The organism is Streptomyces sp. NPDC033229 (assembly GCF_055576875.1).
On record NZ_JBVIQR010000048.1, the window covers coordinates 1 to 20,726 of the forward strand.

19 protein-coding genes are annotated in these 20,726 nt (G+C 69.6%); 10 read left to right on the forward strand and 9 right to left on the reverse strand.

The window, feature by feature from the left end; all coding sequences use genetic code 11:
• Window positions 1–477: 477 nt before the first annotated feature.
• Window positions 478–2,631 carry an RNA polymerase recycling motor ATPase HelR gene (gene helR / locus ACZ53N_RS30525; protein ID WP_469144075.1) on the reverse strand — a complete coding sequence of 718 codons (2,154 nt, stop codon included), beginning with the start codon at window positions 2,629–2,631 and terminating at the stop codon, window positions 478–480.
• A gap of 382 nt (window positions 2,632–3,013) precedes the next feature.
• Complete coding sequence (locus tag ACZ53N_RS30530) at window positions 3,014–3,880, reverse strand: UbiA family prenyltransferase (protein ID WP_469144046.1); 867 nt, start codon at window positions 3,878–3,880, stop codon at window positions 3,014–3,016.
• Window positions 3,881–4,019: 139 nt separating this feature from the next.
• Here ACZ53N_RS30530 and ACZ53N_RS30535 point away from each other — a divergent pair, with 139 nt between their 5' ends.
• From ACZ53N_RS30535 to ACZ53N_RS30550, 4 genes are all read left to right on the forward strand, one after another.
• Window positions 4,020–5,075, forward strand: coding sequence for a type III polyketide synthase (locus ACZ53N_RS30535; protein ID WP_469144047.1), 1,056 nt, complete (start codon window positions 4,020–4,022; stop codon window positions 5,073–5,075).
• A gap of 12 nt (window positions 5,076–5,087) precedes the next feature.
• Entirely contained in the window at window positions 5,088–5,615 is a 528-nt protein-coding gene (locus ACZ53N_RS30540) for an isoprenylcysteine carboxyl methyltransferase family protein (protein ID WP_469144048.1), read from the forward strand.
• Window positions 5,612–6,625 carry an NAD(P)/FAD-dependent oxidoreductase gene (locus ACZ53N_RS30545; RefSeq protein WP_469144049.1) on the forward strand — a complete coding sequence of 338 codons (1,014 nt, stop codon included), beginning with the start codon at window positions 5,612–5,614 and terminating at the stop codon, window positions 6,623–6,625. The genes ACZ53N_RS30540 and ACZ53N_RS30545 overlap by 4 nt, the downstream gene beginning before the upstream one ends.
• Before the next feature lie 1,014 nt (window positions 6,626–7,639).
• On the forward strand, window positions 7,640–8,017 hold the full coding sequence (locus ACZ53N_RS30550) for a hypothetical protein (protein WP_469144050.1): 378 nt from the start codon (window positions 7,640–7,642) through the stop codon (window positions 8,015–8,017).
• Window positions 8,018–8,177: 160 nt separating this feature from the next.
• Here ACZ53N_RS30550 and ACZ53N_RS30555 read toward each other — a convergent pair whose 3' ends face one another.
• Window positions 8,178–8,414 (reverse strand): hypothetical protein, encoded by a 237-nt coding sequence (locus tag ACZ53N_RS30555; RefSeq protein ID WP_469144051.1) that lies wholly within the window; start codon window positions 8,412–8,414, stop codon window positions 8,178–8,180.
• A 114-nt stretch (window positions 8,415–8,528) separates the two neighbouring features.
• A complete protein-coding gene (locus ACZ53N_RS30560; protein ID WP_469144052.1) occupies window positions 8,529–8,990 on the reverse strand; it encodes a MarR family winged helix-turn-helix transcriptional regulator in 462 nt (153 codons plus the stop codon).
• Between the two features lie 84 nt (window positions 8,991–9,074).
• Between ACZ53N_RS30560 and ACZ53N_RS30565 the strand changes: the two genes are divergently transcribed.
• From ACZ53N_RS30565 to ACZ53N_RS30575, 3 genes are all read left to right on the forward strand, one after another.
• Window positions 9,075–9,446: a VOC family protein gene (locus ACZ53N_RS30565; protein WP_469144053.1), complete on the forward strand. Its 372-nt coding sequence runs from the start codon at window positions 9,075–9,077 to the stop codon at window positions 9,444–9,446.
• A 129-nt stretch (window positions 9,447–9,575) separates the two neighbouring features.
• Complete coding sequence (locus ACZ53N_RS30570; RefSeq protein WP_469144054.1) at window positions 9,576–10,127, forward strand: hypothetical protein; 552 nt, start codon at window positions 9,576–9,578, stop codon at window positions 10,125–10,127.
• A gap of 144 nt (window positions 10,128–10,271) precedes the next feature.
• Entirely contained in the window at window positions 10,272–10,739 is a 468-nt protein-coding gene (locus ACZ53N_RS30575) for a hypothetical protein (protein ID WP_469144055.1), read from the forward strand.
• 113 nt (window positions 10,740–10,852) lie between these two features.
• On the opposite strand, the gene ACZ53N_RS30580 is transcribed toward ACZ53N_RS30575, so the two are convergent.
• Window positions 10,853–12,511, reverse strand: coding sequence for an ABC-F family ATP-binding cassette domain-containing protein (locus ACZ53N_RS30580; RefSeq protein WP_469144056.1), 1,659 nt, complete (start codon window positions 12,509–12,511; stop codon window positions 10,853–10,855).
• A gap of 653 nt (window positions 12,512–13,164) precedes the next feature.
• Here ACZ53N_RS30580 and ACZ53N_RS30585 point away from each other — a divergent pair.
• A complete protein-coding gene (locus tag ACZ53N_RS30585) occupies window positions 13,165–14,283 on the forward strand; it encodes a PP2C family protein-serine/threonine phosphatase (protein ID WP_469144057.1) in 1,119 nt (372 codons plus the stop codon).
• An 89-nt stretch (window positions 14,284–14,372) separates the two neighbouring features.
• Complete coding sequence (locus ACZ53N_RS30590) at window positions 14,373–15,230, forward strand: hypothetical protein (protein ID WP_469144058.1); 858 nt, start codon at window positions 14,373–14,375, stop codon at window positions 15,228–15,230.
• 53 nt (window positions 15,231–15,283) lie between these two features.
• Here the strand turns inward: ACZ53N_RS30590 and ACZ53N_RS30595 are convergent, their stop codons facing one another.
• Complete coding sequence (locus ACZ53N_RS30595; protein WP_469144059.1) at window positions 15,284–16,888, reverse strand: MFS transporter; 1,605 nt, start codon at window positions 16,886–16,888, stop codon at window positions 15,284–15,286.
• Between the two features lie 170 nt (window positions 16,889–17,058).
• Between ACZ53N_RS30595 and ACZ53N_RS30600 the strand changes: the two genes are divergently transcribed.
• Window positions 17,059–18,063, forward strand: a complete 1,005-nt coding sequence (locus ACZ53N_RS30600; RefSeq protein WP_469144060.1) for an AsnC family transcriptional regulator — start codon at window positions 17,059–17,061, stop codon at window positions 18,061–18,063.
• A gap of 31 nt (window positions 18,064–18,094) precedes the next feature.
• On the opposite strand, the gene ACZ53N_RS30605 is transcribed toward ACZ53N_RS30600, so the two are convergent.
• The 3 genes from ACZ53N_RS30605 to ACZ53N_RS30615 all read right to left on the reverse strand — a co-directional run bounded on the left by ACZ53N_RS30605 (window position 18,095) and on the right by ACZ53N_RS30615 (window position 20,725).
• Window positions 18,095–18,655, reverse strand: a complete 561-nt coding sequence (locus tag ACZ53N_RS30605) for a GNAT family N-acetyltransferase (RefSeq protein ID WP_469144061.1) — start codon at window positions 18,653–18,655, stop codon at window positions 18,095–18,097.
• A 145-nt stretch (window positions 18,656–18,800) separates the two neighbouring features.
• Complete coding sequence (locus ACZ53N_RS30610; protein WP_469144062.1) at window positions 18,801–20,132, reverse strand: SMI1/KNR4 family protein; 1,332 nt, start codon at window positions 20,130–20,132, stop codon at window positions 18,801–18,803.
• 86 nt (window positions 20,133–20,218) lie between these two features.
• Window positions 20,219–20,725, reverse strand: a complete 507-nt coding sequence (locus ACZ53N_RS30615; protein WP_469144063.1) for a hypothetical protein — start codon at window positions 20,723–20,725, stop codon at window positions 20,219–20,221.
• Window position 20,726: the final 1 nt, after the last annotated feature.

Here is a 20,726-nt window from a genome sequence, read left to right on the forward strand (position 1 = left end):
AGGTCCTCGCCGAGGACTACCCGGCCCCCTCGACCGCTTCCCCGAGACCCTCGAGACCACCGTCCAGCTCGAACTCCTCCGCACCTGGACCCCAACATGATCCACTACTTCTGAATAATCTTCCTGGAACTCAGGCACTCCACGTGCCACCAGCAACTACATGCTGGAGGGCACGACATGAAACACGCGCGGCCCTAGCGGCCCGCTTGAGCCGGATGCGGGGACGACCCGCACGTCCGGTTCTGAGGGGGCTGGGGCCCGGAAACGGGCCCCAGCTACCCGACCAATGGCGGGATCTTCGGATTCTTCAACCCCGGCGACAACGGCACACTGCCCGAGTATCACAGTGTGAAGTTCACGGAGTTCCCCCCGTGACCGCCGCTCACGCCGGGGCCCGGGCAGAAGCAGCCTCACGACGGAATCCCCGAGGCACCCACACGATCGGCCGGGCAAGGCGGGGCAAGGGGATGGCCGACGTCAGGAGCTTGTGAGGATGACGAGTTGCTGGGTCGCGCGGGTCATCGCGACATAGCGGTCGACGGCTCCTTCGATGCCCTGGCCGAACGTCTCCGGGTCGATGAGGACGACCAGGTCAAACTCGAGCCCCTTCGACAGCTCCGGCGTCAGCGACCTGACCCGGGATGTCGCCCGGAACATGGGATCACCGATGACGCAGGCGATCCCGTCGTCATGTGCGGCGAGCCAGGTATCGAGGATCGAGTCCAGCTCCGCGACAGATCCGTGGACGACAGGTATGCCGCTGCTGCGGATGGAGGTCGGCACATTGGCGTCCGGGAGCGCGGCGCGGACGACCAGCTCGGCTTCCGCCATGACCTCTTCCGGCGTGCGGTAGTTGATGCTCAGGGAAGCCACGTTGATCCGGTCGAGCCCAGCGCGCTCGAGCCGTTCCTGCCACGACTCCGTGAACCCGTGCCTGGCCTGGGCGCGGTCACCGACGATGGTGAAGCTCCGGGACGGGCAGCGGAGCAGCAGCATCTGCCATTCGGCGTCGGTCAGTTCCTGAGCCTCGTCCACGATGATGTGGGCGAACGGTCCGGCGAGCAGGTCCGGTTCGGCGCTGGGCAGTGCGCTCTCGTCGATCAGCGTGTCCTGCAGGTCCCGTCCGTGCAGCATCCCCACCGCGCCTTCGCTCTCGTCGATCTCGACGTTCTGCAGCAGGCTGTCGATGGCGTCGACCCTGCGCGCGCGTTCGGCGGCGACCGAGGCGTCGTGTCGGCGTTTGCGTACGGACGCCTCGGGGTCGCCGAGCCGCTGCCGGGCCGCGTCCAGGAGCGGCAGGTCGGACACGGTCCAGGCCTGGGCGTCCTTGCGCTGCAGTCTGCGAACGTCATCGGGGGCGAGATGCGGCGCGCACTTGCGCAGGTAGGCGGGCACCGACCACAGATCCCCGACGAGGTCGCTCGCTTCGATCATCGGCCACGCACGGTTGAGGGCCCTGTTCAGCTCCCGGTCCTGCAGCAGGGACCTGCGGAGCAGCTCGGGCGAGGCGTCGCTGTCGTCCTTGTCCATCAGGATCGTGAGCAGCTCCTCACGGATCTGCTCACGCGCCTCGTTGTGCGGAGTACCCGGTTCCACTGCTTCGAACGCCGCCGCCCAGTCGTCGGCGCTCAGCCAGATGTCGGACCAGTGCGTCGAGACCGTCATCCCCTCGGTGGGCGGCTCCTCGTAGATGCCGACGGCCGGTTCGATCGCCTTCACCAGGTCCGCGGACGACTTCAGGAGGGCCACGCCCGGGTCGGTCTCCATCAGTGCTCCGGCTCCCTCAGTGACGAGGTCGCGCACGGTGCAGGTCTGCACGCCCTCCTCGCCGAGGCTGGGCAGGACATCGGCGACGTAGGCCAGGTAGGGCCGACTCGGACCGACGAACAGCACGCCGCCCCGGCGGTGACCGAGGCGAGGGTCGGAGTAGAGGAGGTGGGCGGCGCGGTGCAGGGCGACGACGGTCTTGCCCGTACCCGGACCGCCGTCGACGACGAGAGCGCCGCGGGATCCCGCACGGATGATGGCGTCCTGGTCGGCCTGGATGGTGGCGAGCACGTCGCGCATCCGGGACGACCGGTTGCCGCCCAGGCCGGCGATGAACGCGGACTGGTCGTCCAGTGCGGCGTGCCCCTCGAGCCCGTCGGCGGTGAACACCTCGTCCCAGTAGTCGCTGATCCGGCCGCGGGACCAGCGGTACCTGCGGCGGCTCGCCAGGCCCATCGGGTTGGCGTGGGTCGCCGCGAAGAACGGCTCGGCCGCCGGGGAGCGCCAGTCGAGCAGCAGCCGGCGCCCCGTGCTGTCGGTGAGGCCGAGCCGTCCTATGTACACGGGCTCGGCGTTGTCCGTACGGACGATGTGTCCCAGGCACAGGTCCAGGCCGAAGCGTCGCAAAGTGCGCAGACGACTGGTCAGGCGGTGGATCTCCGTGTCCCGGTCCATCGCCTCCCGGCCGATGCCGCCGGGTGCCTTGCGCACGGTCTCGAGACGGTCGGACAGTTCGGCGATCGCCTGCTCGAGGCTCTCGGAGATGGCCGCGAAGTGCTGCTCGTCGCCGTCGATCAGCGCCGGGGCGGCCTTGGCGGAGAGGCGGTCGGGAAGGTCGAACGCGCTGGTGGTCAGGGAGTTCATGGTCATCAGCTCCGGTCCGAGGTCACTGCCGCGACGGCCGACGGCGCGCCCACCCGTATGTCGGTGCCGAGTGCCCGCACCCGCAGTGCGCGTCCCACCACCGACTCGACGTCACCGCACGACCCATGAACCGACAACAACACACGCACGTGGTGGATCTCCTATTTCCGCAGGTCATGAGCTCGAGCCGCGATTGTGCCGCACGACCGGGGCCTTGCCGCAAGCCCCCTGGTGCGCTATAAGTTAGAAGTGGCGAAGAGTGGTTATTCCTCTTTGCCTTCTCGTCCTTTCTGGACAGACAAGCCCTCCGCGCGTCGGCGGCGCACCGCGTTCAGCGGCGTACAGCGATTCCGTCAGCCCAAAGCTGCGCTTCGCCGAGCCCTCAGGTGATCTCACTGCCCTGCGCCAGCAAAAGCGCCACGTCCACCGTCGCGACCGCCACGGCCGCGGCGAAGGGCACCTTGGCGTGTGTCCGACCCAGCGCTGCCCCGGCGAACGCCGTCGCCGCCGCCGTCGCCAGGGCGACTGCCCCCAGGGCGGGGAGCGGACCCGGCGGGCCGAGGGCCAGGGCCGCGGTCGCCGCCACCAGGGGCACCGGCAGCACCCGGCGTGTCCCGGAGGTACCGAGCCGGTGCGGCAGGCCGCGCACCCCCACCGCCAGATCGCTGCGGATGTCCGGCGCGGTGTCGGCCAGATGGGCGCCCACGCCCAGCAGAGCGCCGGCTGCGACCACCCACCAAGGGGGCCACGCGTGGGCGCCCGAGCCGAGGGTGACGAAGGCCGGCAGACTCGCGAATCCTGCGGCGTAAGGCAGCCAGGACCACACCGTGGCCTTCAGGCGGAGGTTGTACGCCCATGCGGCTCCCACCCCCGCCAGATGCACGGTGCCCGCGAGGGGGCCGCACATCAGCGACAGTGGCACGCACAGCGCGAGCGCGGTGTGTGCGGCCGCCCATACGGTCTGCGGTGACACCGCTCCCGTCGCGACGGGCTTGGGGCGGCCCGCGGCGGCATCACGGCGGGCGTCGAAGGCGTCGTTGCACCAGCCGACGGACAGCTGACCGGTCAGGACCGCCGCCGCGAGCAGTGTGCAACCGCCTGCCGAGTGTCCGGCGGTGCCGGCCAGCACGGTCACCAGAACGGTGACCACCGCCGAGGGCCCCGGGTGGCACGACGCGGCCAGCGCCAGGACCGGTCGGCCCGTACTGGCGGTGGTCTGCCTGGCGAGCGGCGCCCGGTCCGTTTCCACCGCATGATCGTAGAACGGAATGGCGGGCGGTGGAGGCCGCCGGACGGGCGACTCGCGGTGTGCCCGCGCAGACTCGCGGCGCGAACGGGGAACAACAGGGCACGTCGGGTACCCCGGCACCCCTCATGGCGGGAGACATATGACGACCCGGATCACAGCCGTCCATGGCCTCCTGGCTCCCCACCGACAGCCCCAGAAAGCCATTACCGACGCGGTGGGCGGAGCCTGCCTGCCGGACGGGAGCGGCCGCGCGGTACTCGACCGATTCCACAGCAGTACCCAGGTGCGCACCCGCCACATGGTGCTGCCTTTGGAGGAGTACGGGCGGCTGGAGGGTTTCGGCCGCGCCAACGACGTTTTCATCCGCGCGGCCACCGATATGGGTGCCCGGGCGATCCGTGGCGCGCTGCGGACCGCCGGGCTGCGGGCCACCGATGTCGACCTGCTGATCTTCACTTCGGTCACCGGTATCGCCACCCCCTCCATCGACGCCCGCCTTGTGGGACGGCTGGGGCTGCGGCCTGACGTCAAACGGCTCCCCGTGTTCGGCCTGGGCTGCGTCGCGGGGGCGGCGGGCATCGCCCGCCTGCACGACTACCTGCGCGGTTGGCCCGACCACGTCGCCGTCCTCCTCTCCGTCGAACTGTGCACCCTGACCTTCCAGCGCGCGGATTCCTCACCGGCCAACCTCATCGCCACCGGTCTGTTCGGTGACGGGGCCGCCGCGGTCGTCGCCTGTGGCGCGGGCCGGTCCGCCCAGGGGCCGGTGGTCGTCGCCAGCCGCAGTCACCTGTACCCGGACACCGGGCACGCCATGGGCTGGGAAGTCGGCAGTTCCGGGTTCCGGGTGGTGCTCGATCCGGTCGTCCCCGAGCTGATCCGCCGCAACCTGGCAGGCGACGTCCGCGACTTCCTGGACGAACACGGCCTGAAGACCAAGGACGTCACCACCTGGATCTGCCACCCGGGCGGCCCCAGGATCCTGCACACCATCACCGAGACCCTCGATCTGCCCGCCGGTGCCCTCGACCTCACCTGGCAACACCTCGCCGAAGCCGGCAACCTCTCCTCGTCCTCCGTACTGCACGTCCTGCGCGACACCCTGGCACGCCGCAGTCCGCCGCCGGGCTCCCACGGACTGCTCCTGGCCATGGGGCCGGGCTTCTGCTGCGAACTGGTCCTGCTGCGCTGGTAGAACGGAGGGCACATGCTCTGGTACACAGCCCTGGTGCTGGCCGTCGCGGCGGAACGCGTCGGCGAACTCCTCCTGGCACGCCGCAACGCGCGCTGGAGCCGTGCCCGCGGTGGCACCCCCGCCGACCACGGCCACTACCGGTGGATGGTGGTTCTGCACACCGGGCTGCTGGTGGCCTGCCCGCTCGAAGTGCTGGTCGCCCACCGGCCCGTCCCGCCGGTGCTCACCTGGGCGATGCTCGCCGTCGTCCTCGCCGCCCAGGCTCTGCGCTGGTGGTGCATCCACACTCTGGGAAAGCAGTGGAACACCCGCGTCATCGTCGTCCCCGGACTGCGCCTGGTGACCGCGGGCCCCTACCGCCGGCTTCGCCACCCCAACTACGTGGCTGTGGCCGCCGAGGGCCTGGCCCTGCCCCTGGTGGGCGGGGCCTGGGTGACCGCGCTGGTGTTCACCGTCCTGAACGCCTGGCTCCTCACCGTCCGCATCCGGTGCGAGGACTCCGCACTCGCCACCGCCGCCGCGGCGGGCGCCCGCACATGATCGACGTCCTGGTGGCGGGCGGCGGCCCCGCCGGACTGGCGGCAGCGATCCACACCGCGTTGCGCGGCATGGAAGCGGTGGTCATCGAGCCCCGCGAGCCTCCCGTGGACAAGGCCTGCGGCGAGGGCATCATGCCCAGCGGCGTGGCCGCCCTGCGCGCACTCGGCCTGAACGTACCGGGCCATCCGCTACGGGGCATCCGCTACGTGGACGGTGACCACAGCGTGGAGGCCGAGTTCCGCCACCACCCGGGACTGGGGGTGCGCCGCACCGTCCTGCACTCCGCCCTGCACCAGCGGGCGGCCGAGCTGGGCGTACGCTTCGCCGCGACCAGGACCGAGGCCGTACGCCAGGACGAGCACGGTGTGAGCGCCGGGGAATGGCGGGCACGCTGGCTGATCGCCGCGGACGGTCTGCATTCCCCGCTCCGCCGCGCCCTGGGCATGCAGCTGCCCGTCGGCGGGCCCGCCCGCTACGGGCTGCGCCGCCACTACCGGATCGCACCGTGGACGGACTGTGTGGAAGTCCATTGGTCGGCGGAGGGAGAGGCGTATGTGACACCCGTGGGTGAGGACTGCGTGGGCATCGCCGTGCTCAGCAGCACCCGCCGCCCCTACGACGAACACCTGCGGGCGTTCCCCGCCCTGGCCGACCGGGTGCGCGGCCAGCCGGCGAGCACCGTGCGCGGCGCCGGTCCGCTGCACCAGCGGGCCCGCCACCGGGTAGCCGGCCGCGTCCTCCTCACCGGTGACGCGGCGGGGTACGTCGACGCCCTGACCGGCGAAGGCATCGCCCTGGCCCTGGCCACGGCCCGGGCGGCCGTGGAGAGTCTGGCCGCAGGCACACCCCACACGTACGAAGCGGCCTGGGCCCGCCTGACCAGACGTCACCGCCTCCTCACCCACGCCCTGCTCCGGGCTGCCCGGCATCCCGCCACCGCCCGTCTCGTCGTCCCGGCGGCCTCCCGGCTGCCCTCGGTGTTCGCCGCCACGGTCCGCGCACTCCAATGACACGGTCGGCGACGATGTCAGCGCCAGGTCTGTGGTCAAGGGCTCCGGGGTGCCGGCCGGGCGACACGTCGTCCTCGGACGCCGACCCCCCGCCCGACGGAACCCGCGCCGGCGGAACCTCCCGGAGCCCCTCCCGACAGCCCGCCCCTCGAACGGGCACGGTTCGTCGCACCCGGCAGGGGACCCGATTCCGCCCAGCACGAAGCCGTTCCATTTGGGGCTCTACACCTCCACGGCACGGCGTGGCGGCCCGAGCATGTGGCGGATGTACCTCGACCAGGGCTCGATCCTCCACCCTCTGCCTTGGTACACGTGGGAGTTGCAGGTCACGGAGCCCGTGAGCAACAGGTCGAGGGGTCCTGGTGCCGTACGGCACCAGGACCCCGAAGGAAATCCAACACCATCCGTCGGCGTACTACCGCGCCGACCTTCTGTTTCCGCGGCCACGCCCAGAAGGGCGGGAATGCGGGGACCGTTGATGCGTGACCGGGGACCACCTTCCGTTCCGGGGTCTTGCGGTACCCGAGCCGAACCTCTCGGCCGGGCGATCCTGATGGCGTCTGCTTCCTCCGTTCTCCCTCTGAATGGACTTCCCGCACGGCCGTAACTCAGCGGTCGTACGAACTGCCGTGCTTGCTGTCGGCGGCCCCTGAAACCTGCGGGCCACCCAGGGCGGCTGTCAGCCCCGTCACCGTCCTGCAAAAATCTGGCTCCGGAACTCCACAGCCACCCTGAACTGCGAACTCACGTACTACTACCCGCCAGTTCATCTCTGCCGGGTCTCGTCTGACCTCGTCTACGGCAGAAACATTAGCTGGGCGACGTCCCGATGTCTACTACCGTGAGCATAGATTTTGGAGGGCCCCAGATGGAGGAAACCTGCGCCGCGCAACGAGACGCCGGGGTCCCCACTGGTCGCTGAAGCGGCGCCTGCACGGCCGCCCTACCGCGTACCACCTCACCCTCTCCCGCCCCCGCCCAGCCGACCGGGCCCGGCGGATAGAATCAGCTTTCATGTCGATCCCTGACGAACTGCTCGTGGATGTCGCCGCCATGGTGGAGTCCGAGCAAAGCAATCAGATGTCCCTGACCGTTGTCACCGGCGGCGCTGTCATCACCGGACGGCTGGCTCCCGAAGTCGTATGGAGGGAGCGTGTGTCGGAGGTCCTGACGGACTCGGCACACCTCGGCCCGTTCTCCGGCATCTTCACCGCCGGCCAGACAACGGGCCAGCCGGCCAACCGGAGCCAACCGCCCACGCATCTGCACTTCCACGTCGCCCGCATCCTGCAAGGCAGCATCGGCATCCCCGAGACGGGCGGCATGTACCGCGTCGCGATCAAGGACGTCACCGCCTGGACCATGGGCGACTTCAGCTACTCCGACCACTGAGCCATCGTCACTGGAGAGGGGCCCTTGCCGGCGTGCCGGCAAGGGCCCCTCAGTGCTGCGATCATGTCGCAGGTTGGCCGCCGGTGCGGCGGAGCGCAGGGCAGGGCGGCACGATTGAGCCCTCGTCAGTAGCCGAACGAGGGCTCGTACGGGATCGGCGCTAGAAGAACATCCACGCCGGGACCACGTTGCCGTTGACGGTGAACACCACTCCCCCGGCCGGGCACGCCGGAGGCTGGTTCGCAACAGTGACCGCCGCCTCGGGGTCGCTGAAATTCCCCATCCAGTGCCATTCCGGTCCGTCCGCGCGACCGGAGAGACTCCGCTTGCGTTCCACACCTTCCTCCACAGTGAGGACTTGGTCCGCAGCGACGCCTTCGTTGCTCTGGGCATTCATGCCGATCCTCCTGTCCGGGTGGCGCGAGTAGCTCCAGGATGAATCCGGCCGCACCGATTCGCCATTCCAAGCGGGCCGCGCCCCGAGGAACGGGCAGATCACGGCGCACCTTTCTCATCCGTCGAGTGCTGCCACCATGCGGTCGAGATCGGCGAGGAGGTCCGCGAGACGTCGCTCCGGGACGGCGGCGGTCATGCGCTGGTCGATGGCGTAGACGGCGGAGCGTGCCGCCGCGAGGCGGCGCCGGCCCTCCTCGGTGAGGTGGGCCGGCAGAGCGCGCCCACGGTCGGTCGTGGCAGGCCGGGTGATGAGGCCGGCGTCCTGCAATCCGCGCAGGACCACGTTCATGGACTGCCGCGTGACGAAGGTGCCGCGGGCCAGCTCTGCATTTGACAAGCCGGGGCGCTGATCGAGGAGTTCGAGACAGGCGTACTGCGGCACCGTCATGCCGTACTCACGCAGCGCTTTGTCCATTGTGCCGCGCAGGGCCGCGGCGGTGCGCTTGAGGCGGTATCCCAGGCGCTCGGTCACGTCGGCGGGCGGCGGGGCCTGGCCGGAATGGGTCCCATCTTGCATGTCAGGAGTTTGACATCTGTGTCCGGCTGCGTCTACTTTCCCTCATGTCAAAGTCCTGACATACCATCTGACCAGGGAGTACTCATGACTGTCACCTTCAGCGGGCCGGACTTCATCGCCCTACAGGTGCGCGATGTCGAAGCGGCTGCCGCCTTCTACGAGCAGCACCTCGGGCTGCGCCGCGCACCGGCCTCGCCCCCCGGCGCCGTAGTGTTCCCCACCGAGCCGATTCCGTTCGCCGTGCGCGAGCCGCTGCCGGGGGTGGACCTCGACACCGTCGAGCGTCCCGGCCTCGGAGTAGCCCTGTGGTTCCGGACCGCTGACGCGCAGGCGCTGCACGACCGGCTGCACGCCGCCGGGGTTCCCATCCTCAGGGCGCCGGAAGAGGGCCCCTTCGGCAGGATGTTCACGTTCGCCGGCCCGGAGGGTTACGCCATCACGACACACGAAGGCTGACCATGGCGCCCCCAGCGGGGCTCGAGCGCTGCCCCTCGCGCCCCGATTGGCTTTCGTCGTGTCCCGTGAGGTACAAAACCTCGTCGGTCGAACATGATCACGACATTTTTTTCCATCGGGGGACCTGACATGAAAACAACGCGTCACTTCATCAGCGCACTTGCGCTCGTGGCCGCACTCGGCAGCGCCACTGCCTGCGGACCGGAAGAGGACACTGCCGCGGGCGCCACCGGCGGCTCCGGCACCTCGTCGCAGCCGTCGGAGAAGCAGACCGCGGGTGGTGCCTCCGCGGACAAGGCCGACGGCGACAGCGCCGGTGACTGCGGGCAGCCGCCGAAGCTGCCGGCCGGCCACAGGATGGTCGAACCCGTCACACCCCCGTCGAAGGGCTCGATGTCAGCCAAGGACGCCAAGCCCACGTGCACGCCCAGCGACTGGGTCTACCACGGTCAGGGCAAGGCGAAGTACTACCTTTTCGCCGAGCAGGTGAAGGCGGAACTGGCCACCGGACCCGGCTCCACCAAGACCGTGCCCGTCGGGGAGCTGTGGGCCCACGCCGGTGACTGCATGACGAACGCCGGTGCCGTCAAGGAGCCGTACAGCTGCTCCGGGAACATCTACGACATCACGCTGGACTCCGAGGGCAAGGTGAAGACCATCAAGGAGGTCTGGCACTCCTGAGCCCATCCGGCCCGAGGCCCGGCGCGTCGAAGGGGGCGCGTCGGTGCCGGGCCGGCGGCGTCCGATTCCTCGGCATCGGTAATTCCGGGAGCGCTCTGTCGCGACCGGGCACCGCCACGGCACCCGATGTGATCAGCTGGTGCCGTGGAAGCCATATGGACGAGCGTCGTAGCGGTGGGGGGCACGCTCCTGGGTGCCGTGATCACGCACATCTTCCAGCGCCTAGCGTCCAGGCGCAGTGAGTTGTTCGCGCGATCCGAAGCGCTCCGGCAGGAGCGCATCGCCACGTACAGCTCGTTCGCCGCGGCAGCGGAGGACTACCGCCACGGCCAGGCGGACCGCTGGTACCGCAAGCAGCAGGACCCGGGCGGAGAGGCCTTCATCACGGCACGGGACGAAGCGCACCGTCTCCGGACAGCGACACGGCAAGTGCTCTATCGAGTCAAGTTGCTCACCCCTGACCGGGAGGTGCTCCTCGCGGCCGAGCTCGCCTACCAGTGCACGCGGGATGTGTCGACGGCACGGGACCAAGTGGAGCGGGACGCACTGGATGCCCGGGCGAGGCAGGCCATTGAAGCGTTCGTATCCCAGGCTTCGCTGCTGGTCCGTTGACCGGCAGACCGGACACCGGCCGATCCCGCCGATCCCGCCGACCGGTCGGTCTTGAGGTACCTGCCGTCGAGTAGCCCGCCCGATCTGCTGATTCCCGGTTGACGCGGACTCTGTCAGACCTGGCCACCCCCGGAGTTCGTCGTCATCTCCGCGCGCACCTCCTCTGCCGTCGTGTTCCGCAGTCCACCGTCCAGGCGCAGCCATCGCGTCACGGCGATGGACTCCAGAAAGCGGATGTCGTGGCCGGCCACGATCAGCGCGCCCTCGTACGACGCCAGGGCCGTGGTCAGCTGACGAACGGACGCCATGTCCAGGTTGTTCGTCGGCTCGTCCAGGATCAGGAGTTGGGGGGCGGGTTCCGCGAGCATCAGGGCTGCCAGGGTGGCCCGGAAGCGCTCACCGCCGGACAGGGTCGCGGCTCGTTGGTCGGCTCGGGCTCCCTTGAACAAGAAGCGGGCCAGGCGGGCCCTGATCCTGTTGCCGGTCGCCTCGGGGGCGAACCGCGCCACGTTCTCGGCCACCGTCAGCTCGTCGTCGAGCACGTCGAGTCGCTGGGGCAGGAACCTCAGCGGCACATGGGCCGTCGCCGCCCCGGAGACGGCGTCCAGCTCTCCGGCGATCGTGCGCAGGAGCGTCGTCTTGCCCGCACCGTTGCGGCCGACGAGCGCGATCCGCTCGGGGCCGCGCAGCTCGAATTCGCCCTCCACGCGGGCCCCGTACTTGAGGTGGAGATCGTTCAGGGTGAGTACGGAGCGGCCTGGCGGCACTGCCGTGTACGGGAGGTCGACGCGGATCTCGTCGTCGTCGCGCACGGCCTCCACGGCCTCGTCGAGCCGTTCCCTTGCCTCGGCGAGCTTGCCTTCGTGCATGATGCGGTGTTTGCCCGCGGAGACCTGGGCCTGCCGCTTGCGCTCTCCCATGACGATCTTGGGTTCGCGTTTGGTGTCCCACATCCGCTGTCCGTACCGCTTGCGGCGGGCCAGTTTGACCTGGGCGTCGGCCAGTTCGCGCTTCTGCTTGCGCAGATCGGACTCGGCGACCCGTACCAGGCGCTCGGCCGTCTCCTGCTCGGCGGCGACCGCCTCCTCGTACGCGGAGAAGTTGCCTCCGTACCAGGTGACCTCACCCGCCCGTAGGTCGGCGATCTGGTCGACGCGGTCGAGGAGCTCACGGTCGTGACTGACCACGACCATGACGCCGGTCCACGTCTCGACGGCCGCGTACAGGCGTCGGCGCGCATGCAGATCGAGGTTGTTGGTGGGTTCGTCGAGAAGGAGGACATCCGGTCGGCGCAACAGCAGCGCGGCCATGCGCAAGAGGACCGATTCCCCGCCGGAGACCTCGCCGATGGTGCGGTCCAGGCCGATGTGGTCCAGCCCCAGTCCGGCGAGCGTCGCCGTGGCACGTTCCTCGACGTCCCAGTCGTCGCCGACTGTGGTGAAGTGCTCCTCGCGTGCATCACCCGCCTCGATGGCGTGCAGGGCGGCACGCCTGTCGGTGATGCCGAGGACGTCCTCGACGCGGAGGGTGGTGTCGAGCGTGATGTTCTGTGGCAGGTAGCCGATCTCGCCGGCCACGCGCACCGTGCCCTCGGTCGGTGTGAGCTCTCCGGCGATCAACTTGACCAGAGTGGACTTTCCCGACCCGTTGAGACCGATGAGGCCGGACCTGCCGGGCCCGAAGGCGACCTGGAGGTCCTCGAAGACGGTGGTGCCGTCCGGCCAGACGTAGGAGAGCGACGTGCAGGTGATGGAAGTGGGGGAAGCGGACATGCGGGCCTCACATGGTTGCTGGAGGGGTGGCCAGGGGCAACGTGTTGGGACACCACAGGGCGACCATGGTCGGCGCGGGCGGACAGAGAATCCCCGCACCGGGGAGAGGACGGCTCAATGCGTCGAGGTCGCACACGGAACGCCGACAGCGGCGACGCTATGGCGAAGCGTGGCTGCGAGGCGCGGTGTCTCAGGACCTCAGACGAGCAACGTCCTACTCCGATCGACGGCAACAGGGGCGTTGTGCAACGTAGAGGAACGCCGATGAGGGCGTCAACGCATTTACGTGGGCCGGACCTGCCCCGCGACCCGTCGCGGGCGGGAGGCTTCCCACCCGGCCCGCTGGAGAGAACCCAGCGATGCGCCTTCCCCAGCAGGTCGGCGCCGAGGCGGCCGACCAGTTCGATGTCGAGTTCGTGGAAGACGTAGCGCCCTTCCCGTCGGCTGTCTGCCGGCCTCACCACTGTCCTACGGTCCTGGGAAGGGTACGTCCGGCCGGAGCCCGGCGTTCGAAGACCCGAACCGGTCGCACGGGGCCCGGCGGCGGTTGGTCCGAACCCATACGGCCGCTCCACAGCTGGCAGCCGGAAACGGGCCCGAGGATGCTTGAGGTGTCGTATGGCTTGTACGGCATGGAAGAGCGGAGCAGGCACGTGAGGGCACCGAGCTCGGGTCGCACCGCCGTGAAGCGCTGGTGTCTGCGCCACGTCCGGTTGCTGCCTGCGCTGCTGCTGGTCGGAGGCGCCCTGCTCGACTACTACACCTCCCCGCATTTCAGCGCCGAGGCCTTCTACTCGGCCGCCCCGATGGCGGCCGCCGCACTGCTGTCGTTGCGCGCGACGATCCTGGCGGGTGTCGCCGCGTGCGCCGCCGACGCCGCGCTGCTGACGCACTTCGGCTTCATCGGGGGTTCGGGCGGGCGGAGCGAGCTGGCGGCCGTCGCGACCGTCTCGGCTCTCGCCATCGTCGTCAACCGGCTCATGTACATCAGCGATGTACGGCTGCAGTCCGCGCGGAGCATCGCCCTCACCGTGCAGCGCGCCGTGCTGCCGCAGCCTCCGGCCTCGATCGGTCCCCTGCGGATCGCCGTGCGCTACCAGTCGGCCGTTAAAGACGCACAGATCGGCGGTGACCTCTACGGCGTGCAGGACACGCCGTACGGTGTGCGCTGCCTGGTCGGCGACGTTCGGGGCAAGGGCATGGAGGCGGTCAAAGCGGTGGACGTGGCGGTGGGGGTGTTCCGGGAGGCCGCCGAGGAAGAGCCGACCCTCGTCGAGGTCGCGGCCAGGCTGGAGCGGGGGCTGCTGCGGGAGGCACGGCGGAGGGCGGGGCTCGAGCTGACCGAGGGGTTCGTCACCGGCGTTCTGGCCGAGATCCCGCACTCCGGCGATGAACTGCGGCTGGTCAACCGTGGCCACCCGGCACCTCTGCTCCTCCACCGTGGCCGGGTGCGCAGCGCGGAGTCATCCGAGCCGGCCCTCCCCTTGGCGCTGGCGGAGCTGGGCCCCGGCGAGGGTCGGACCGACACGGTGCCGTTCCCTCCGGGGACGACGCTCCTGTTGTACACCGATGGCCTCACCGAAGCGCGGGATCGGACGGGGGCCTTCTACGACCCCGTCGCCGGACTCGCCGGGCGGGTGTTCGCCGGGCCGGACGCGCTGCTCGATGCCGTCCTCACGGACGTGAGCCGTCACACCGGCGGGTGCATCACCGACGACATGGCACTCCTCGCCGTCACCCACGGCCAGGACAGCGACGTCAAGAACCCGTGACTGCGCATACCAGCAGGGATGCCGGGCCGAAGCGTGGCTCGACCGTCAAAGGCTCCCGGCGCCTCGCGTCGGGCCTGGCTCTGACGGGCGTGAGCTGGTGGCTGTACTGGACCGTGGCCACTGCCTGGACCGAGGTGTTCTTCTTCGGGCTGTGGCTCGGTTACATTCTCACGGCCGATGGCCTGGTGCACTGGCGTACGGGCACCTCGCTCATCGACCGCGGGAAGGGACGTTTCCTCCTTGTCTTCGTCTGCTCCGTCCCGTTCTGGTGGGCGTTCGAGTGGTGCAACTGGGTACTGCACAACTGGTCGTACGTGCGCCCTGTCCCGCAGAATCGGATCGGCCATGTCCTGCTGTTCTCGTTGTGCTTCAGCACCGTGTTGCCCGCGCTGTTCGAAACCGCCGAGCTCCTGCGGTCGACCCGGCTCTTCCGCGGCCCCTGCCGTGGGCCGTTTCTGCCGCGCAACCGGACGCTGATGTGGGGTGCGGTGGCACTCGGCGTGGCGTCGTTCGGCCTCATGCTGGTCTTCCCCCGCCAGTTGTTCGCGCTGGTGTGGGCTTTCCCTCTGCTGATTCTCGATCCCCTCAACAGCCGCGCGGGGCGGCCCAGCATCTGGGACGAGGCGGCACAGGGGCGGTGGCGGTTGCCCCTGGTCCTGGCGGCGGCGGGTCTGACGTGCGGGTTCTTCTGGGAGTTCTGGAACTGTCGGACCGTCGGAGGGCACTGGGTGTATCACCTCCCCGGGTTCCTCTCGCACCCTCACATCTTCCGGATGCCGCTCCCCGGCTACCTCGGATACCTTCCGTTCGCCGCATCCGCCTATGCCTTCTACCAGACTGCGCGGATCCCGCTTTCGCGTGGCCGCGGCGATCACCTGAACCTCGCCGAGCGTCAGGACAGAGCAGGAAGGGCCCCGGGGCGGTTGTCCGCCCCGGGGCCCTGTTGAACGTGGTGCTCTGCAGCCCGATTCCGATGAATGTGTTCTCTCCCCGGCCCGGTCTACAGGCTCCCGTCTCCCGTCGCACCTGCCGCCATCGCCGGCGGTTGGGGCGAGGCGGTCGAGGCACCCTTCGCGCCGGTGGCGTTCGCCTCATCGCGGTGAGGTGCCGTCGCCGTGAGCGTCCTGGGGCGCCGGATGAGCACCAGCGCGACGATGCCACCGAGCAGCCCCAGGGCGCCCGAGACCAAGAAGGTCTGCTGCAGGCCGGCGGCGAAGGCCTCGTGCACCAGGCGACCGGCCACGGCCCGCTGCTGGGGGGAGCCCGCGTGGGCGACCACGGCTCCCGCCTGGCCTCCTGCCAGCGCATCGGCCGTGGCGGCCGGATCAGCCACGGAGGTCGGGCCGTGGTCGCGGAGCGAGCCGGTCAGCCCGGCGTGGAAGACCACGCCCAGAACGGCGATGCCCAGGGCGTTCCCCAGCTGACGTGCGGTGTTCACGGCACCGCTGGCCATTCCACCGCGTTCGGGCCCGACGGACGCCAACGCCGCGGACGCGAGCATGGGAGTGGCGAGCCCGACGCCGATACCCGTCACCGCGAGGCCGGGGACGAGAACGGTCCAGCTCGAATCCGCGTCGATCGTCGCCTGGAGGAGCGCACCCCCACCGATCAGCAGCAGCCCGAGCCCGATCATCCAGCGCGCCGAGGCCCCGTGCAGGAAGCGCCCGGACAACGACGCGACGACGAACGCGGCCGCGCTCATGGGCAGACACGTGAGACCCGCCGCCACGGGCCCCATGCCGCGTACGGACTGGAGCCACAGCGAGGTGTAGGCCAGGTAGGAGAACGCGGCCACGGACAACAGCACCGCGGCGATCATGAGTCCCGAGAACGATCCCTGGCGGAAGAGTGTGAGGTCCAGCAGGGGTTGCCGCCGACGCGTCTCGATCACGAGGAAGGCGAGCAGCGCCACCGCCGCGAGAGTGAAGAGCCCCAGGGTCGTGGCCGACGTCCAGCCGTGCTCGCTGCCCTTGATCAGCGCATAGGTGGCGGATCCCGCCGCGAGAGTGAAGGTCGCCATGCCGGGCAGATCCACGCCCCGCGATCCGCGGGTGTGGGTCGCGACGACGAATCGCAGGGTCATCGCGATGGCGAGCACGCTGATGGGAAGGTTCACGAAGAAGATCCAGCGCCAGTCCAGGTGCTGGGTCAGCACACCGCCCAGGACCGGTCCCGCGGCGGAGGCCGCGCCACTGACCGCTCCCCAGGCGCCGAACGCCACCCCGCGGTCCCTGCCGTGATAGATGCTGCCGATCAGCGCCGTCGTGGTCGCCAGCATCGCCGCCCCGCCTATTCCCTGCACGGCGCGAAAGGCGATCAGGGCCTGGGGACCCGTCGCCAGCCCACACGCCAGCGAGGCGAGCGCGAACAGCGTCAGGCCGCCTACGTACACGTGCCGGTGGCCGATCCTGTCGGCGAGAGAGCCGACGCCCAGGAGCAGCGCGGCGAGCGCCAGGGCGTAGACGTCCATCACCCACTGCAGGTCCGCGAAGGAGGTATGCAGGCTCTCGGCCATGTCGGGCAGCGCCACCACGACGATCGTGACGTCCACGAGCAGCATGAACGTCCCCAGGCACACCGCTACGAGCGGCAGCCACTTACGCATCCGAACCTCCAGAGGTCTTTCCCCGACAAGGTCGGGCGTGCTGGGCGGAGACCTCGTGGGTCCTGCCCGGATCACCGCACGACCCGACACGGGTAGAACCTCGCATGTCCACCAGTTTCCGGGAATCCAGCGCCCCTGAATGACGGAACTCGGTGATCAGGAGCTGTGAAATGATGGAAATCATGGGCACCCATGGCTTTGATCTCTTCGATCGACGGCTCGCGCAAGCTCTGATGATCGACGGCCGGGCCGCGTTCAGCCGTCTCGCCACCGTCCTGGAGACCACCGATCAGACGGTGATCCGCCGATACCGACGGCTGCACGGGGCGGGGCTGCTCCGCGTGCTCGGCCTGCCCGTGGGCAGCCGGGTCGGACTGTTCGAATCCAGGCTGCGCATCCGGTGCGTTCCGGGGGCTGCCCTGGCCATCGCCGAGGCGCTCGCCCGCCGCCCCGACACCGGCTGGGTCAAGATCTACTCCGGTGGCACCGAGGTCGGATGCCTGGTCAGCTCACGCACCCGGGAGGATCACGAGAACCTCCTCCTCCAGAAGCTGCCTCGTACTCAGCAGGTCACAGGCGTGTCGGCACATAACATGCTCCACCGGTACACCAGCAGTCCGGGCCATTGGCTGGGGCCGGCCGAGCTGAGCGACGAGCAGATCAGGGCACTGCAACCCCCCGCGGTGAGCCACGATGACACCATTCGTCTCGACGACTCGGATCACGCGATGTTGTCCGTACTCGCGCGGGACGGCAGGGCGGGCTACCCCGAGCTCGCGAAGGCAACCGGCCGTTCGGAGTCCACGGTTCGCCGCCGTCTGGAGTACCTGCGCGGTCACGGCGCCCTCTCCTTCGACGTCGAAATACTTCCCGTCCACTTGGGGTACCAGACGGAGGCCGCCCTCGCCCTGACCGTGCCTCCCAGCGACCTGGCCGAGGTGGGCCGTGCGCTGGCCGATCACCCCCAAGTCCCGTTCGTCGGGGCGACGACCGGCACCACGAACCTCGCCGCCACGGTGCTCTGCAGGGACCAGCACGCCTTGTACACGTATATGACGGAAGGGATCGGTACGCTCAAGTCCGTTCACCAACTGGAGGTCGTCCCGGTGCTCCGCCACGTCAAGCGGGCCGGCTTGCTCAGCGACGGCAATCGACTGTCCGACCCGCCGCGCTGAGGGACACCGGCCAGAGCCGGTAGAGGCCGGGTCAGGAACGGGCGCCGCGCGCGGCCTGCCACTCGGGTGCGAGCACCGACCAGATCTCGGTGTCCTGCCGTACGCCTCGGTAGAGGTCGTTCTCGCGCTGGACTCCTTCGAGGCTCATGCCGAGCCGCTTGGCGACGTTGATGCTCGGTGTGTTCTCGGGGGACACCAGCCACTCCACGCGGTGGATTCCGCGTTCCTGGACCGCCCAGTCGATGATCACGCGGAGGGCGCGGGTGACGAGACCGCGTCCGGCGGCGGCGGGCTCCAGCCAGCAACCGGCCTCGCAGTTGCCCGCAGCCGCGTCGAAGACCCTGAGGAGGACGCCGCCGACGAGGAGCCCGTCCAGCCGGATGCCGTACAGCCGGCCGGTGTCGGCGGCGGCCTTGTCGGCGTACACCTGGAGCCAGTTCCGCGCGGAATCGAGGTCGGCTGCCACGTCGGGGAGCCCGACGTACCGGCCGATGTATTCACGGCCGCGGTCCATGTGGGCGAGGAACTCCTCGGCCTGCCACGGCTCCAGAGGCCCCAGCTCGGCTCCGTCTCCCAGGGATAGCGCGAACATTCTCATCCTCCACAGTGTCCGAACACAGTTCCTGGATCCTCGCACGGCCACCCGCACATCGGTCGCCCTGCACGGCGTTGAAGGATGCCGGGCAGGGAAGGCCGGCACGGCCACCCGCCACTGCCACGACGGGTAGGCACGTCCGTCACCCTCGGCTCATCGAGAGGATCTCCCGCCCGCGCTCCTCGGTGATCATCTCGGCGAGGACGGGGTCCGCGAGGAGAACGACGGGGGCGACGTGGTTCTCGCTCACCGGGCGCCACAGCGCGATGGCTTCCCTCAGCTCGGGCCACGCGGCGTCGATGAGCCGACGCCGGCTTTCCCTCGCCTTCTCGAACTCCTCCACGAGGGCACCGTCCACACACACCAACGGTTCTACGCCCTCGAACGGGTCCGGAACACCGAACGCCGGGTGAGCGGTCAGCCTGGCCAGCAGGGAGTGCACCGCGGCGTCGAACTCCGGATTGCCGAAGGTGAGACGGAAACCGGGAGCACTGCTCCGGTCCGCGAATCCGGTGATGAGGGCGTGCACGTTCGCCGGCCCGTGCTCCAGCACCCGTTGCTCGGTGAAGTTCTCACCACGCCCGGTGAGCCTTCCTTCAGCGAAGATCAACGGGAGCAACTCCGCCGCGAACAGGGGATCCTGCTCGAAGCCGACACCATCGCGGGAAGGCGAGACGACGCGGTCGAGCGGCACCGTCTGCCAGTCACCGAGCATCCCCACAACCTGGAGGCGCAAGAGGTCCGCGCGGCACCGGCCGAACGCGGAAGCCTCCTTCAGCACCTCCATGGGCGCGTCGATCTCGCCGGTGAGCAAGGCGGTCCGGGCCCGCTCGACCTCCGCGTCCCAGTGGTCGCGCGTCGTGCCCGCGGGCCTCCGCAGACCGTGGAAGGTGACGTACTGATCACGCATCAGATCGTGGAACGAGGCGAAGCGCTCCGGCCCCTCCCCGGACCACGACGAGAGCCAGTACCCCGCCCATTCGCCGTGCTCGTCCACATCGTCCGGGTCGAGGAGCAGCACCGCGGCGTCGCCTTCGAGGGAGAGGCGCAGGGACCGGCGCAGGATGGCGGCCTCGTCGGCGGCTGACCGAAACTGCTCCTCGCCGCCGACACCGTCCTCATCATCCTCGTCGTCCTCGTCCTCTTCCGCGAGTTCGTTGTACACCTCGATCCAATGGGCGTCGTCCGTGTCGGCCAGCCAGTCGAGCTCGGACGTGCCCGCGACGCGATAGATGAAACAGCCCGCGTCCCGCCATCCGTCGGTGGTCAGCAGGAATGAGCGGAGTGACGGCGGAAGCGGACGTCCCAGGCGGGCCTCGGCTTCGGTGAGCGCGTCCGCACTCGCCGGGGCGAAACCGAGCCAACCGTTCGCCCTGACGTCCGCGTCCAGTGGTCCGTCGCTCGCCGGGTCGTGACCGCGTATCCACTCCTCGCTCCAGAGGGTCAAGAACGCCTGCCATTCCTCGCGATTCACCCGTAAATCCCCCTTCGCACCCGCGTCAGTACCAACGCGCCAACAACATCACAGGGGTCTGACATCCCCGGCACCGGTCGATGGGGTCAGCTCTCCACACTCTGGACCTGGGGCGGGTGGCCGTTCCAGGTGACGAACACCGAAGTCGTCTTCGTGCCGGCCACGAAGTCCACCCGGATCCAGGCATTTTGCTTCCATACCCGCATCTGCCACCCCTCGTCCGGTGTCGCCGAGACGAGCGTGGCCGAGCTCTCGCCGAGATCGAAGACCGCCCGCCCGCCCCGGACCGGGTAGCTCTTCACCTCGGTGGCACCTGCCGTGGGTTGCGCATCAGGCTGTCGCGCCACCTCGCGTGTGGGCGCGGGCGTGACGCGTGCCGCGGACGGTGCCGTGGTGTCCGGGCGTGAGGGAGACACCGTCGGTTCGGGAGCTTGCGTGGAGGAAGCCGGCCCGCCTGTTGTCGGCGCCCTGGTGCCGGAGATCGGCAGCGCGCGCGGCGGCTCGTAGGCCGTGCCCGCCAGCACGGTACGTACCCCGTACCAGGACACGGCCATGGCGGCCGCGGTCGCCAGCACCCACAGCAGAACCTGCATG